Annotated in this window: 10 protein-coding genes; 5 read left to right on the top strand and 5 right to left on the bottom strand. The window is 39.8% G+C overall.

All coding sequences use genetic code 11. From position 1 onward, the window contains the following. Positions 1–96 precede the first annotated feature (96 nt). Positions 97–2,103: a penicillin-binding transpeptidase domain-containing protein gene (locus NYE63_RS27255; protein WP_342603510.1), complete on the top strand. Its 2,007-nt coding sequence runs from the start codon at positions 97–99 to the stop codon at positions 2,101–2,103. 350 nt (positions 2,104–2,453) lie between these two features. Then, positions 2,454–4,520 (top strand): SpoIID/LytB domain-containing protein, encoded by a 2,067-nt coding sequence (locus tag NYE63_RS27250; protein WP_342603509.1) that lies wholly within the window; start codon positions 2,454–2,456, stop codon positions 4,518–4,520. Between the two features lie 239 nt (positions 4,521–4,759). Here the strand turns inward: NYE63_RS27250 and NYE63_RS27245 are convergent, their stop codons facing one another. Beyond that, positions 4,760–6,193 (bottom strand): alkaline phosphatase, encoded by a 1,434-nt coding sequence (locus tag NYE63_RS27245; protein WP_342603508.1) that lies wholly within the window; start codon positions 6,191–6,193, stop codon positions 4,760–4,762. 260 nt (positions 6,194–6,453) lie between these two features. Here NYE63_RS27245 and secA point away from each other — a divergent pair, with 260 nt between their 5' ends. The 3 genes from secA to NYE63_RS27230 all read left to right on the top strand — a co-directional run bounded on the left by secA (position 6,454) and on the right by NYE63_RS27230 (position 11,302). Further along, on the top strand, positions 6,454–8,835 hold the full coding sequence (gene secA / locus NYE63_RS27240) for a preprotein translocase subunit SecA (RefSeq protein ID WP_342603507.1): 2,382 nt from the start codon (positions 6,454–6,456) through the stop codon (positions 8,833–8,835). Continuing rightward, positions 8,832–9,293 carry an SLAP domain-containing protein gene (locus NYE63_RS27235; protein ID WP_342603506.1) on the top strand — a complete coding sequence of 154 codons (462 nt, stop codon included), beginning with the start codon at positions 8,832–8,834 and terminating at the stop codon, positions 9,291–9,293. The genes secA and NYE63_RS27235 overlap by 4 nt, the downstream gene beginning before the upstream one ends. Positions 9,294–9,535: 242 nt before the next feature. Further along, positions 9,536–11,302 (top strand): LTA synthase family protein, encoded by a 1,767-nt coding sequence (locus tag NYE63_RS27230; protein WP_342603505.1) that lies wholly within the window; start codon positions 9,536–9,538, stop codon positions 11,300–11,302. A gap of 48 nt (positions 11,303–11,350) precedes the next feature. Here NYE63_RS27230 and NYE63_RS27225 read toward each other — a convergent pair whose 3' ends face one another. From NYE63_RS27225 to tagD, 4 genes are all read right to left on the bottom strand, one after another. Beyond that, complete coding sequence (locus NYE63_RS27225; protein ID WP_342603504.1) at positions 11,351–12,277, bottom strand: LCP family protein; 927 nt, start codon at positions 12,275–12,277, stop codon at positions 11,351–11,353. Positions 12,278–12,565: 288 nt separating this feature from the next. Further along, positions 12,566–13,606: a LysM peptidoglycan-binding domain-containing protein gene (locus tag NYE63_RS27220; protein WP_342603503.1), complete on the bottom strand. Its 1,041-nt coding sequence runs from the start codon at positions 13,604–13,606 to the stop codon at positions 12,566–12,568. Positions 13,607–13,900: 294 nt separating this feature from the next. Then, positions 13,901–15,064 (bottom strand): CDP-glycerol glycerophosphotransferase family protein, encoded by a 1,164-nt coding sequence (locus NYE63_RS27215; RefSeq protein WP_342603502.1) that lies wholly within the window; start codon positions 15,062–15,064, stop codon positions 13,901–13,903. Further along, entirely contained in the window at positions 15,057–15,455 is a 399-nt protein-coding gene (tagD, locus tag NYE63_RS27210; protein WP_034315711.1) for a glycerol-3-phosphate cytidylyltransferase, read from the bottom strand. The genes NYE63_RS27215 and tagD overlap by 8 nt, the downstream gene beginning before the upstream one ends. Positions 15,456–16,011: the final 556 nt, after the last annotated feature.

The raw sequence follows: 16,011 nt of genomic DNA, 5'->3' as shown, positions 1-16,011 counted from the left end.
GAAAAATGAAGAAATTCGGTATGCAAAATCCCCCATTCCCCTAATATTTTGCTAAACTATAGGTATATCATTCTAACTATTCATTAGGAGGAAATCATGAAGAAACTAGCTTTAGTTTCCAGCTTATTGTTGATGAGCGTATTGTTTCTGGCCGGATGCTCGGATGAGCCAAGTCCCGAAGATCGCTTTGCGGCATACACGAAGCTTTGGAATAAACAGGATTTTGCGAAGATGTACGAGTATCTGTCACCTGAGACAAAGAAGAAAATCAGTGCGGATGAATTTGCGCAGCGTTATGAAAAAATCTATACGGGCATAGAAGCCGACCAATTAAAGGTGGACTATAAACAGCCAAAAGAAGAAAAAGATCATAAAGATGGAGAAAAGGTAAGCCTTTCATATACCGTTGATATGTCCACTATGGCGGGTGCTGTCACCTCTGACCATAAAGCGACACTTGTCAAGGAAGGGGAAGGTGAGGAAGAAAATTGGTACATCAAGTGGGATGAAAGCTACATATTCCCTCAATTGGAGGCTGGCGAGAAGGTATCGGTTGAATCGTATCCAGCCATTCGCGGGGAAATCGTCGATCGAAATGAACGCGGCCTTGCCATGAATGGAACGGTAGCAGAAGTGGGAATCGTGCCAGAGAAAATGGCTAACGAAACCGAAACGGTTAAAAAGGTCGCTGGAATCCTCAATATGTCCACCGACGAAGTGAATCAGAAATTAAAACAGTCATGGGTAAAGCCAAGCTATTTCGTGCCCATCAAGAAAATGTCAAATGATAATAACGCAACCTTGGAAAAGCTACTGAGCATTGCTGGGGTATCTGTCAATAATACGGAAGAACGTATATATCCGTATAAAGAGGCTACTGCCCATCTAATTGGATATGTCGGTGAGGCATCGGCCGAAGATCTGGAGAAATTGAAAGGAAAAGGTTATACCGCAAGTGACGTTATTGGCAAGCGAGGTCTTGAGGAAGTGTTGGAAGAGCGGCTTAAAGGTGAACCTGGCGGTAAAATTTTTATTAAAACCGAACAAGGCGAAGAAAAAGTGATTGCTGAAAAGCCTGCTGAAGAGGGAGAAACAATTACATTGACCATCGACGCCGAGCTTCAAAAGGATATCTTTAAGCAATATAAGAACGAAGTTGGATCGGCAGCGGCACTCGATCCGAAGACAGGAGAAACGCTTGCGCTTGTTTCAAGTCCGTCGTTCGATCCTAATAAATATATTTTCGGGATAACAAAAGCGGAACAAAAAGCACTTGAAGAAGACCCGAAAAAACCACTTCTGAACCGCTTCAGTTCGACATTTGCACCTGGTTCAACCATTAAGGCCATCACTGCGGCAATCGCTTTGAAAAATGGTGTGGATCCGAAAGAGTCAATCAATATCCAAGGGAAAACGTGGGCCAAATCGACATGGAAAGATCATTCCATTACAAGGGTTTCGGACCCAGGTGTTCCAATCGATATGGAAAAGGCACTAATTTATTCAGACAATATTTACTTTGCCCAAAAAGCTTTGGGGCTAGGGAAGGAAAAATTCACAGATGGGCTCAAGGCATTCGGATTTGATGAGCCTTTGAATTACGATTATCCGATCAAAGCATCGAGCATCGGTAAGATCGACAGTGAGGGACGCTTGGCAGACGCTGGATATGGTCAAGCACAAGTCCAAATGAGCACGCTTCATCTCGCCATGACCTATTCAGCCTTCTTGAATGAAGGAAACATCCTGGCACCTTCGTTAATAACAGGAGATAAAATAGAAAAGAAAATATGGAAAGAAAATGCTATATCAGCAGACCAAGCAAATCAGGTCACCAAGATGCTGACACAAGTAGTGGAACATCCTAAGGGAAGCGGACATGGAATAAACGACCTTGGCATCAAAATCGCTGCCAAAACGGGAACTGCTGAAATCAAGGCATCCAAAAATGCAGACGGAACAGAAAATGGCTGGTTCGTTGCCATGGACACAGAAGACCCGGAACTTCTCATGGCATGGATGATTGAAGATGTAAAAGGACGAGGCGGAAGCCATGTCGCTGTCGATCATATGAAACCGGTGTTGAAGAAGTATTTGAAGTAAAGAAAAAAGTCACCCAACAGAAATGGGGAAAAGTGCAGCAAGCATTTACCATTAAAAAGCAGGACATGGTTTCTTCCATGTCCTGCTTTTATTTTTTTACACGTTGTGGATTCCAATTTGTTACGACAATAAAGCTGGATTTGAAGGATAATGAGCCGTACATACAGAATGTAAAAAGAGAGTTCAGTAACCTACCAAGTAAGCCCGCGATCTCAATGTGGTCCTGAAATCATGCTTTCAGTAGCAGTGACATCATCCAGGCCATAATGTTTCCTCATGCCAATGGATTGAACAGGGTTAATTCGAAAATCATTGAAAGATAAATGGAATAGGAATGAGGATGAAAAGGAATGAGAAGTCTAAAGTATTGGTTTATCGCTTTCTTTATCATTTTTTTTGCATTTCCTTCTCATGAGGCAACGGCAGCAGAAGAGAATACAACGATGGAAGTGAAACTGAAGAATTATTTGGGGAATAGAACCAGCGTTAAAATAAATGCAGCCGGGGACTACCGTACTTCAGGGGGAGAGATATTCATCAAGGCGGGTGAAAATCTGACTTTGAAAGTGGAGTCGGCTAAACTTGCCGTTTACAAAGGTTCTAAGAAAACGGGATCTTATGCTTCCTTTAAGGTAATCCCAGTTAAACCTGATGCTTCATTGTCCATAAACGGCCGTCCCTATCAAGGCTCATTTTCCTTTACAGCGGAGGACGGTTACATCCGGCCAATCAATCATGTTTACATGGAAGATTATCTAAAGGGCGTTGTCCCGCTGGAGATGCCCGCACTATGGCATGCCGAAGCCTTAAAAGCACAGGCGATTGCCGCCCGGACTTATGCACTTCGCCATCAATCCACAATAATTGATGATACGGTTTCTTACCAAGTATACGGCGGGGCTGCCGGTCACTATCGAACTAATTCAGCCATCGAACAGACAAAGGGCATGGTAATCAAACATGATGGAGAAATAATCGAAGCGTTCTTTTCCTCAAGCAATGGAGGAATGACCGAATCGAATTCAAATGTTTGGTCAAGAGGCAACCCCCTAGCATATTTATCTATAAAAGAAGATTTCTATGATCCGAAAACCAATTGGGAGATAACGCTGGATAAGCAGCAAATTGACCTGTCAAAAATAGATTTATCAAAACCGGAAGAATGGTGGACAAGTGTAGAGGAAAAAGATAAAGCGGTTGTGCCGAAGCTGAAATTTTGGCTGAAGAATAATGGATATGCGAAGAAAGATATTAAAATAACGGAGATTCCCTTATTAACATTTACAGATGAAAAAACGGGAGGCCGTGTTACGAAAGGCTCCATCCAACTGAATTTCTATGTAAGGGATCTCGTTGATGACAGGGGGAAACTTTTGCAGCAAACGGTTAAGCTTACTAATGTAGCGGCTTCCAAAATCAGGGGCATGGTGGGGCAAGAGGTGATGAAAAGCTATCTGGTTGACCATTCATCCTCCAGTCCTTCCAAAATTTTGATTGAAGGGTCAGGATATGGGCATGGTGTCGGGCTAAGTCAGTTTGGGGCGAAAAACAGAGCGGAAGCAGGACAATCATATCAAGATATTTTGGGGTTTTATTATCCTGAAACAACTATAGAAAAGGAATATGGACCAGGTGCTGGTTCTAAAACGGATCTTGTCGTAAAGGCGGAAACGAATTCAGTAAACATGAAAGCGAAGACTCATTTAAATGATGAGGTAGGAATCACATATTACCTAAAAGAAGATGCTGTGGTAACACTCACGATTAGAGATAGTAAAGGGAAAGCTTTAGCTACCCCAGTCAGTGACCAAACAATGAAAAAGGGTACCCATTCAGCAATCTGGAACACAAAAGCGGTAAGTAACGGTACATATGAAGCAGAAATATCAGCAATGGACCGAAACGGGAAGGAAGTTTTGGCAACAACGGTGATTAAGATCAGTAAAGATACGTCGGCACTGGAAATCACCGATGTCAATACATCAGGTGATTATAGTACCGAGAAAGCGAACATAACGTATACAATTAATGAAAACGCTAAAGCAACAGTGGAAATAAAGAACAGTAAAGGTAAGGTTGTTGGCATCCTTTCTGAAAGGCAGCTCAATAAAGGCAGGCAATCCGCAACCTGGGATTTTAAAAATATGTCCAACGGGATGTTTACGGTGAAAATCTCCGCTAAGGATGAGAGTGACAATCAGAAAACCATTTCAACGAAAATCTCCATTAGGAAGACGACAGGAATAGTGACAGAAAGCGAATTATATATTAAAGAAAAAAGAAATGCATCTTCTGAAACAGTCGGGAATCTATATAGGGACCAAGCCGTAACGATCCTGGCTCAACAAGATGAATGGTATAAAGTGAAAAAGGGTAGCCAAATTGGGTATGTTTTAAAAAAACATGTAAAAAAATGAACGAGTAGGACGTCAATTATGGCGTCTTTTTTGTTCATGTATAAATGGTATTTAGGTTCTTTATCAAATTCACGAGTAAACGGCGTAAACTCACGAGTAAACGCCTCAAATTCAAAATCCACTTATCTCTATCGCAACAATTTCGTGAGTAAATGCCCAAAACTTGAGTTAACGGGCCACAATAGAAATGAATACCGAAAAAATCCATTTAATAGAATCTAAAAGAGGAGTGAATGAATTCATTCCTCTTTTGATTTATGCTGACCGGGTGTGAACGGAACACTGGCGGCTTTTGTGATGATTTTCGAAATATCCGTATTTTCAATGACCCCATCAAAGGCTTCACTGCCTGGACCTGAAGCGAAAACGGGAATCATATTGGCTGTGTGCCCTCCTGTGGAACTGGCCGCCCGTATGCTTCGATCAGCTACACCCGCTTTATGATGCCTGGCGATGGTGCTTCCGATTTCCCAATCAATTTGATGCTGTGGATAGACAAGCGTTCTATTTTTTCTTACGTTATCGATGAATTGATCGACCTCCTGATCCGTAAGGGATATATGTGCATACTTCTTGAATGTGGAAACGACACTTTCTGGATTGATTTCATTATTTTTATCGAATGTAAGCTGTTTGGACATATATTCAGATGAAACCTTGATTTTTTTCAATGCAGTGATATCCATTGTTTCAGAAGCGGAGGTCCCCATCGTTTCGTGATCTGCAAGTACAACAATCAACGTATCATTTCGATTTTTTGCCCAATTTACAACCTCTTTCACAGTTTGGTCAAATTCGATCGTTTCTTTCCATATTCCAGTGATATCGGCTGCATGCTCCATATGGTCAATACGAGCACCTTCGGCCATCAAGAAGAATCCTTTATCACTACGGGATAAAATATCAATTGCTTTGGCTGTCATTTCGGGCAGGGATGGTTCTTGAGAATGTAATACTTCTTTATCCAGTTTAAAATTCATATAGGAAGGGTGAAATAATCCTAAAAGTTTTTCCGCTTTATTAATGGAACTAAGTTCTTCTTTAGTGGTAGTAATTCCATAGCCAGCTTGTTTGAATTTAGCGATTAAATCCTCGCCATTCTGCTTTTTTGCCTCGAAATAGCTGGCACCTCCGCCGAGAATGACGTCGATCCGGTTATCAAAGAGCTGTCTCGCGATATTTGCGCCACCTGTCCAGCGGTTAGGGACACTTGCACCAAAAGCTGCTGGTGTGGCATCGACTACCATATTGGTTGAGATGATCCCGACTTTTTTTCCATTGGCCTGAAATGCATCCAAAACACTATCAACCTCTGAACCATTGGCATCGACACCGATCGATTCATTGTTGGTTTTTATACCAGTGGCAATCGCGGACCCTCCTGCTGCCGAGTCGGTGACGAAATTATTGGCGGAATACGTGCGCATCAGGGCAACGTGCTCCAGTTTTTCCAAATGTAAAACACCTGTCTTTCCATATTCCAATTGCCGGGCAATTTCTATTGCCCCTAACCCCATGCCGTCGCCAACCAGCAATATGACATTCTTGGGGGTGTTTTTTGTCTCTGCTTGAATAGGGAAGCTCAAGCAAATAAGGCAGATAAGAACGAATAATCCTAATTGATGAGGCTGTTGTACAAGTTTATGAATGAATTTTCTGGATGTCTTATTCATCTGTAATCCTCCATTGGGTGAAAGTCTTCCTATTATTTGTATAAATCGATAAAAAAACCCCTTCCTGATATTCAGGATGGTGCTATCTTTTTAGCCTTTTATGGACGGGCATCCAGTCGCTTTCTTGCGTAATTTAATCTTTCAAAAAAAGAAAGAATTTCTATATAATTACAATGTGCAGGCGATAATTTATAAACAGTAAATATATAACTGATATAATTTCATTAAAGTTCAATTGAAATAATAGGAGAGAAAACCCTATGCTATCCAGTATGAAAAAGTTCTTCAATGAAAGCTCAAAAGACTTAAAGAGAATTTATAAGTTGGTAGAAGATGTGAATCGGCTAGAGGGTAAGTATGAAAGATATTCAGATCAAGAATTATGCGGAATGAAGGATAGATTTAAAAGCGAATTGGATGCAGGCGATGATATATTGGATATACAAGCCGAAGCTTTTGCGGTCGTGCGCGAGGCTTCTAAACGAGTGTTGAATCTTAGGCACCATGATGTTCAGCTTGCAGGCGGTTTTGTCCTGAGTGAAGGGGGCATTGCACAAATGAATACGGGCGAGGGGAAGACGCTTGTCTCTACTTTGCCTAGCTATTTACATGCACTGTACGGGAATGGTGTCCATATTATAACGGCCAATGAATATTTGGCCAGACGTGATAAAGAGTTAATGGGACAAGTTCATGAATTTCTAGGATTGACGGTTGGTTTGAACATTTCCCAAATGGGGCCTTCCGCAAAACGTGAAGCGTATGCTGCAGATATCACGTATGGGACGGCAACAGAGTTCGGCTTTGATTATTTGCGTGATAACATGGTTTACCGAAGAGAAGAAAAGGTTCAAAGAGGACACCGATTTGCCATTGTCGATGAGATTGACAGCATCTTGATTGATGAAGCGAGGACACCATTAATCATTGCTGGCATTGCAAGCGACGGAACCGATCTTCACCAGATTACGGCACAAATCATGAAGACATTTATAGAAAATGATGATTACGAGATTTTCATCGAGTCAAAGTCTGCTTTTTTCACGGATCAAGGGGCTTCCAAGATTGAAGAAGCCTTTGGTATCGACAATCTGTATGGTATGGAACATCAAGTGTTATTACATAATGTTACACAGGCGTTAAAAGCCCATGCAATCATGAAATTGGATGTGAACTACATTATCATCGATGGAAAGATTGCAATCATCGATAAATTCACAGGCAGGGTGATGGAAGGGCGAAGCTTTAGTGATGGGCTTCATCAAGCTATTGAGGCAAAAGAGGGCTTAGAGATTTCGGAAGAGAATGAAACACAGGCTATGATTACCATCCAAAATTATTTTCGATTATATCATTCAATGTCTGGGATGACAGGAAGTGCCATGCCATCAAAGGCTGAATTCCAGGAAATATATCAGCTTCCCGTCATTGAAATTCCAACTAATGAGCCGATTATTCGAGGTGATGAGGTTGATTTGATTTATAAAGATGAAACCAGCAAAATCAGAAAAATCGTCACTGAAGTAAAACGGATTCATGCTGGAGGTAGACCTATTCTGATCGGAACGACCTCCATTGAGCAATCTGAAAAAATTTCGGTTCAACTAGAGAAGGGGAAAATTAAGCATCAAATCCTTAATGCAAAGACGGAAGAGGATGAAGCGGAAATTATCGCGAATGCCGGGAAAAAAAATCAAGTGATGCTGGCTACGAACATGGCTGGGAGAGGAACGGATATAATACTTGGGAATGATGTCAAGGAATTAGGCGGCCTTCATATTATCGGTACGGAGCGACACGAGAGCCGTCGGATAGATATGCAGCTAAGAGGACGTTCTGGCCGGCAGGGTGATCCTGGTTCAACACAATTCATCATTTCATTGGAAGATGATTTGTTTGATTACTATGATGAAGAAGAAATCGAACGTTATATCAAGAAAATCAAAATAGATGAAAAAGGATTGGTGCTGGGCCCTGCTCCCGATAAATTCGTTAAAATGGTTCAGGAAACGGTAGAGCAGATGCATCAATCAAGCCGTTACCATTTATTGAAGTTAGAACATGCATTAAATGAGCAGAGTAAAATCATCTATGCAATGAGAGATCGGATTCTTGATATGGAGACTGGACGGATGTCGACCATTTTACTTGAATATATCGAAAAATACATTACTCTGCTCACAGCGAAATATTATCCTGAACATATAGTGGAACCTGATCCCTCTGCCTTTATTGAAGAGCTTTCCCTTGTTTTCATGAAGTTGGGTTGGCAGGCTAGTGATTTGCAGGATTTAGAAGGTCATATAGTTGAAGGAAAAGCTTTGGACGCTTTAGGTGAACTGGAATCGGGACTGGTGATCTTTCAAGACGATGCAGACTGGGGAAACCAGTTGCGAGCTTTCATGCTGCAGCAGATTGATACAAATTGGATGAACCATTTAGATGAAATGAACAGTGTGAAGGAAGGCATTGGTTTAAGCGGATATGGTCAGCAGGACCCATATACTGTTTTTGAAAGGGTCGCTCTCAGTCAATTCAACCTTCTATTAAGTAAAATTGAGTCAGAGATAAGCATCCGTTTTATGGAATATATGAAAAGTAATCAGGAAGATGCAGCTGCCTTGGAGGGGGAGGAACGATGAGTTTATATGGAAAAAGGGATAATACAGTTTCAGATGTACATGAGTTACTAAATCAGGATGACACCGTTCATACTGCCCTGATGTTTCACAAGGAGTGGGAAACTTCCAAGCAAGAGGAATACGTATATAAATTCCATCATCAAAGGCTGCCTGCATTAAAACCGAACCAAATTTCAATATCCGGCATCAAATTGACTAGGGTGGAAGACGATGTAATCATAGAGGCTTTTCTACGAAATTCATTAGTGAAAGCTGTCATGTTTGATATCGTGGATTTACTGTTAGTGGATGGTGATGGAAAATTTCTCGCGAAAAAGGCATTCGATCTTACAGAGCTTGGTGAGATACCGGCACTTTCAAGCATGCCATGGCGTTTCTTATTCGAGGAAGGAGATATGTTGGCGGAATCGATTCCTGACCAAGGATGGAAGATTGCTTTTGAATGGAAGAGAAAGTAGAAAAACAACCGCATGATCTGCAGGCACCCGTAGCTTTTATGCCAGAGTGCCTAAGCAAAGCCCTCATCCTTTTAGTGATGAAGGCTATTTGTTTATTATGGAAGTCATTAGAGCCAAATATTTATACTGTTTTCTGTGTGCAATTTCTCATAAATGGCAACGCTAAGTAATATTTATAAGTAATCTTCCGCAATCAGGCTTAACCAAGGCTTGGAAATAATGAAGAGGAAAGTGGCAGGAGCATGAAGAATAACCTGAATCAACGATTGAAGGAGAGGCTATTTGAGATATTGTCATTTTCAATCGTGGCCATACTTTTCATTTATACGAATGATAGGATGGGTAACGATCTTTCTATTGGGATAATTACGATAATCATCGGTGTTGCCGGTTTTATTGTTTATCTGAAGGAAATAATACCGAATCAGACCGTAAAGGGCATCATTTTTTCAGTTTTCCTTCTTTCGATCATGGTCTTTTTCCTTGGGGACATCTGGTTTTATCGCTATTATTCGACACCTATAACTTCCTATATGTGGATGCAAAAAAGCAATCTGAATGGGCTTGGTGAAAGTATATTCAGTATGATGGAAATGAAGGATGCAATCTTTCTGCTGGTAGGCATTCCAATTGCTGAGTCATTTGTGAAGAAAAAATACCCCCTCAAGCATATGGCACTTGTGCCGGCCGTAATATTCCTGATGATAGCAGGATTAAAGCCGGTCAAAAATATCTTTATCGACAAAGTAGATATAACCCGGCGTTATGAGGCGAATACCTTCTTGCGAAATTGGGGCCCGATCGGTCATCATGCATTGGATACGTATGCCTACTTTACTGACTCGGGAAGGCATGGAATGTCTTCGGAAGAAAAGAAGGCCGTTTCTGATTACTTCAATAAAAAGAAAAGAAAGGAAAATGCCCATTCAGGCTCGTTGGAAGGGAAGAATCTCATTATCATCCAGGTGGAATCTTTACAGGCGTTTCCGCTATTTCAAAGCAGTGCCGGGCAGGAAGTCACCCCATTCATGAATGAACTGGCGAAAGGGGGTTTGTACTTCCCCCATGTATATCCACAGACGGTATTTGGAAATTCATCTGACGGAGAGCTTATCGTGAATACCGGGCTATTTCCTTTAAAGCAGGGCGCGACCTTTTTTCGATTCCCTTATAATGATTTTCCTGGTCTTGCTAAGGAATTAAAGAAGTGGGATTATCAAAGCTTTGCTTTCCACGGAGATGAAGAAGACTTTTGGAATAGGCAGCATGCCTATCCCTCGCTAGGGTTTGATGATTATCTTTCCATAGAGGATATGCAGCAAGATGAGATGATTTCGATGGGCTTGGGAGACCGCAGTTTCTTCAATCAAAGCTATGATTTCTTAAAAGATAAACCAAATCCCTATTACGCTTTTTTTGTTACTTTGACGAGCCATGTACCTTTTTCATTACCGAAGGAACAGATAACATTGAAGCCTGAAGTTGGAAAAGAGAACAGTTACCTGACTAAATATTTTGAAGCAATTCATTATACAGATTCAGCCATCGGGGATATTGTAAAGAAGTTGAAGGATGACGGGAAATTGAAAGACAGCGTGATTGTCATTTATGGAGATCATGATGGGCTATTTTTAAAAGATAAACACGAGGTTGAATCGTATTATGGCAGTAAAATTAGCGATGAAGAGTGGATTGAAAAATATATGCCCATTCCCGTGATCATTTATCAGGAGGATATGAAAGGAAGAACGATTGATAAAGTAGCGGGACAAATCGATATTCTACCAACTCTATATGATCTGTTCAATATTAAGAGTTCTTCATACTTTGGAGAGAGCATGCTGAATGGCGAAGAGGGCGATGCTTTGATATTAAAAGGGGATTATGGTTCTCAAATGAAAATAAATGGGGAAGGCAAGGTCGATGGATTTTCACCAGCAGACCAAAAGGAGATTGATCTGAGTGATCAAGTGATACGTTCTGATTACTTTAAACAAATGAAGGATTGAGAATAAGGTAAAAAAAGAGGATGACTGTTAAAAGCCATCCTCCGTCCATTATAATCCCAGATGTGCTTTCACACGGTTTTGGGCTTCAAGCTTTTTATCTTCTGGAACGATGTTGTACCAAACGCCATTTACCCGTTGATTGTCACCTTCAAGTGTATATTGTTCAATATTTTTGAGGGATGATTTGTAGTTATTTTGGATACTCAACATTTCATTGAAACTTAAATTGGTTTCCACGTTTTTACCTAGAGCTTCGAATATATCGTCATAATTGGTAAGTGTTGATAGGCTTGACCCTTTTTTCATGACAGCTTGGATAACCTGACGCTGCCGCATTTGCCGTCCATAATCCCCGCGGGGATCTTCTTTACGGATTCGGGAATAAATCAAGGCCTCTTTACCATTTAAGTCGATCGTGCCTTTGTTGAAGGTATATCCTTTATAGGCAAGGTCCATGTCATTATCGACTGTGACACCGCCAACTGCGTTCACAATATCCTGAAAGCCTTCCATATTCATTTTGACGTAATAATCAATTGGAATATCCAAATACGCTTCCACTGTATTTATCGACATGGCAACTCCGCCATATGCATAGGCATGGTTCATTTTATCATTTATACCTTTACCGATGATCTCTGTACGCGTATCTCTCGGTAAACTCAATAACTCAATCGATTCTTTTTTAGGATTAACCGTCATGACAATCATCGTATCTGATCGACCTGAGTCATTTTCTCTTTCATCCACACCAAGAATTAGTAATGAAAATGGATCTTTGCTTTTGAACTTGATGTCCTCTACACGCTTATCGGTTTTATGCGCTGTACCCTGCATAGTATGAACCGCACCTGCTAATGATTTATAAACTGAAGCGCCATAAACACCTGCGCCAATGAAAAGGATAAGAAGGGTGAAGCCTATTATTTTAAACGCTTTGCGTTTCTTTTTCTTTTTTTTATGTTCGGATCTCATTTAATATTCCTCCCTTAACCATCCCACAAAATGGAAGGTGTGAAAAAGTACCTAGTCGGTATTTTTAACTATACCTTTTTTTTGTCAAAAATAGAATAGTTTCTTTTTGTAGATAGAGTGCATATTTTCCTTTTTTCATTCAAAAAAAAAACGAAGGATTCTCAGAAACCGAATTCCTTCGTTGGCACATCATTCGAATTTTTCCTTAATTGTATAACCATGGCTAAAAAACTATGATTCTTTTACATGAAATTGCCAGACTTTAAGAGAAAGTCTGGCAAGTAAATCTTATAAACTTCTATAACCGATGATTTTACTTTTGAAATAAGAGTTTGAAGTAGTACTGATTGTTACTCCCTTACTTGATGAGGCATGAATGAATTCCCCGCCGCCCAAGTAGATTCCCATATGGCTTACCACTGCTTTATTGGAACCTGTCGCAAAGAAGATGAGATCGCCGCTTTTCGGTGAAGTAACTTTTTTACCCATATCATAATATGTGGAAGATGAAAGCCTCGGCACTTCATACCCAGCCTTCTTGAACGTATAGTAAATAAATCCGCTGCAATCGAAACCTGATGGGGAGGCACCGGCCCACGAATAAGGTGTACCAATTAATTTCTTTGCTTCGGAAACGAGCTTGGCCAATTTATTCCCCGAACTTGGGGCTTCCACTTTTCCATCATCGTTTGTATCTGCAGGGGCAGTGCTTGCCGATTTACTTAATTTTAGTTTTTGACCCACTCTGATTAAATCGGACGTTAACGAGTTGGTTGATTTAAGCTGGGCTACAGTTAAGTTGGTTTTTCTGGAAATCTTGGAAAGAGTATCACCTTTTACCACAATGTATGTAGACGAATTGGCTGGGGTCTGTGTAACATTGGATGGTTTGGAGCTGCCGGGTAAATCAATGGTAGTGGTGGTGGTAGATTTGGATACGATAAGTTTGGCGCCTGCATAAATTCTATCGGATTTTAAGTTATTCATTTTCATCAATTCAGCAAGTGTAAGGTTATGCTTGTTTGCTATCCTGGTTAAGGTATCACCTGAAACAATGGTATATGTGGTTTTCTTTGTTTTTTTCACGGAAACTGAAGAAGCATTTGATGTTGTTTTGGAGTTGGGTGTAGTTAATTTTTGATTGATTCTCAAAAAGTCTGATTTTAAGTTATTAAGCTGTTTTAAGTCTTTTACCGTCGTATTATGCTTCTGGGCGATTTTACTTAAGTTATCACCGCTTTTGACTGTATATGTACCGGCAAGGGCAGGAGAAACAAAAGTCGAAGATAAAATGGCTAATGTCGAAAATGCGACAACACTTTTTTTCACGGTTTTCCACCTCTAATATGTCTTTTTCCCTATTCTAACAAAATAAATGGATTTAAATATATTACATTTTTGTTACAAGGGGAAAATAGTAGTATTTTACTGGTTTATATTGGTGGGGTTTGAGTATTATAATCTACAATATTTTCTATATTGTGAGACTTTTTTCACATTGTGGAGTTTCATGTTTTCATTTGTCATTCGCTGTAAAAATGTCCCTGTTTTTGGGGTGCGCATTTTCATTGAGGGGTTATTGAAAAAAATGAAAACCCACTTCGTTTTACGAAGTGGGTGGTTTTATTTAAAAAGGAAATCAACTAATTTCCTGCTTGAATTTCCCGTGGAGTATTCATTCCATTTGTGGTTAAAGGAAGCGATCTTCATTAATGAATGATCGGCGGTACGGATTTCCTTTAAGAGCTCTTCTGTGGTAGATACCACGGGTCCGGGCATGGAAGAAGAGTAATCCTCCCAGAATCCCCGTTCCTGCACATACTTATCTAAGTCATATGCAAAGAATATCATAGGTCTTCCCAAAAAAGAGAATTCAAATGGAATCGAAGAGTAATCAGTTATTAAAAGATCCGTACTGATCAGCAGTTGATTAACGTGAAATTCACTATTGACAGGGTAAATGAACCCTGGGAATTTATCTTGTATATCATGCTCTGCTTTTACAGCGGGATGCAGTTTTAGTAATAACGCATAATTTTCGCCCCGAAGTTCCTTGTAGAGCAATTCCAAATCAAGTGCAATCTCTCCGTTGTTCAAGCCGGCATCACGAAATGTAGGGGCATATAAAATGATTTTCTTATGCTCAAGTTCTGGAAACTTGGCCAGTAAAGCATTACGGGCAGTTCTTTTTGATTCATCATTAAAAAAGAAATCGGTCCGAGGTATCCCGGTCCTTAGGATATGGGATGCCGGTAGTTGAAAACTTTCTTGATAAATCTCGGCCATTTTCTCTGAACCTGCCGTAACATAATCGAATTTATTATATACATCTAAAAATCTTTTCCTTGCACCTGCTGAACGGCTTTGAATGGAAGGGTCTTTTGCCCCGAATTGCTTAACGGCACCGGCCGCATGCCACACTTGGACACATGTCACTTCCTTTTTGAATGCAATAGCAGAAAGAAAGCCAAAATAATTATCGATGATAATCCATTTTGATGTAGCCAGATGATAAATCGATCGGATCATAGCCATGATATTCTTTGATTCAAACGGAAGGACGATGGTTTTCCCATCGTCCTTAACTTGTATAGAACTGCTTGATTTCATTAAAAATACTTTTTGAACCGAAATGTCCTGCTTGTCCATTTCATCTGCGATATATTGGCAATTGTCCCCGAATGATGTGACAAAGGTCGTTTTGTCATATAAAGGGAAAAGTTTAAAGATAGAGAATAAAACTTTGAAACAAAAAAGATAAATCCCTATCGCGAATTCTTTAGCCATTAGTAACTTGTAAAAGGTCATCTTTAATTTGGGAAGTCGAAATGCCGATTGTTCTTGGAAGGTAGACCACTTCACAAACTTCGGATAATTCATCGAATTGGCCTTTCCAGTCATCACCCATTACAAAGATATCTACACCCTCACGAACGATGTCTTCCTTCTTTTGTTCCCAATTGTCTTCAGGTATAACTTCATCCACATAGCGAATTGATTCAAGGATCATTTTTCTGTTTTCAAAGCTATGATAAGCTTTTTTATCCTTTAAAGCATTGAATTCATCCGTGGAAATGGCAACGATCAGATAATCCCCTAAATCTTTAGCGCGTTTTAATAGATTGATATGACCCCAATGAAGCAAATCAAAGGTTCCGTAAGTGATTACTTTCTTCATTTTTATTCCTCCTTTAAAACTCTTAAACTGTAATTAAATCAAATTAATATATATTTGGTCTATTAGAATATGAAATGGAACAATCAAACAGGCAACTAGCATTTCAATTCTGCTTGTTGTTTTCTTATATTTTTAGGCAATGACTTTCTCTTAATTAATTATAACTTAATAGCTTTACAAATAAACCACAATTTTTTTACAAATAAACCACATTTTTTTACATTGATGATTATTGTAAATTTTAATTTTTAAGTTAAAATTAAATGTTGACTAATTTGTATTATTCTGTAGGGCATAATAAAGTGGCTATAGAAGTGTATGGTTTATACTGAATGGTTTTAAAAAATAATTTTCATCACATTACTTTAAGTAAGCTGATGAAAGATATTATAGAAATATTTCATTTTGCTGCAATCAGAATAAGCCATTCACAATTTTACCACGTTTAGGAGAGAACAACTAGAGGAGCTTCATAAATCCCTGTTTGAAGGTGAAATGGCAGGATCGTATGAAGACAGAGGTTTATAGGCCATCAATCTATGCTTAACATTTAATA

This window comes from Peribacillus sp. FSL E2-0159, from assembly GCF_038643155.1.
Taxonomy (GTDB): Bacteria; Bacillota; Bacilli; order Bacillales; family DSM-1321; genus Peribacillus; species Peribacillus simplex.
Note: the sequence above shows the minus strand (reverse complement) of the source record. Positions and strands in the feature narration are given on the sequence as shown.

Coding starts and splice junctions, on each gene's coding strand:
- NYE63_RS27250 (WP_342603509.1), top strand. CDS start 2,454: ATGAGAAGTCTAAAGTATTGGTTTATCGCTTTCTTTATCATTTTTTTT.
- NYE63_RS27255 (WP_342603510.1), top strand. CDS start 97: ATGAAGAAACTAGCTTTAGTTTCCAGCTTATTGTTGATGAGCGTATTG.
- NYE63_RS27235 (WP_342603506.1), top strand. CDS start 8,832: ATGAGTTTATATGGAAAAAGGGATAATACAGTTTCAGATGTACATGAG.
- NYE63_RS27225 (WP_342603504.1), bottom strand. CDS start 12,277: ATGAGATCCGAACATAAAAAAAAGAAAAAGAAACGCAAAGCGTTTAAA.
- NYE63_RS27215 (WP_342603502.1), bottom strand. CDS start 15,064: ATGGCTAAAGAATTCGCGATAGGGATTTATCTTTTTTGTTTCAAAGTT.
- NYE63_RS27230 (WP_342603505.1), top strand. CDS start 9,536: ATGAAGAATAACCTGAATCAACGATTGAAGGAGAGGCTATTTGAGATA.
- tagD (WP_034315711.1), bottom strand. CDS start 15,455: ATGAAGAAAGTAATCACTTACGGAACCTTTGATTTGCTTCATTGGGGT.
- NYE63_RS27245 (WP_342603508.1), bottom strand. CDS start 6,193: ATGAATAAGACATCCAGAAAATTCATTCATAAACTTGTACAACAGCCT.
- secA (WP_342603507.1), top strand. CDS start 6,454: ATGCTATCCAGTATGAAAAAGTTCTTCAATGAAAGCTCAAAAGACTTA.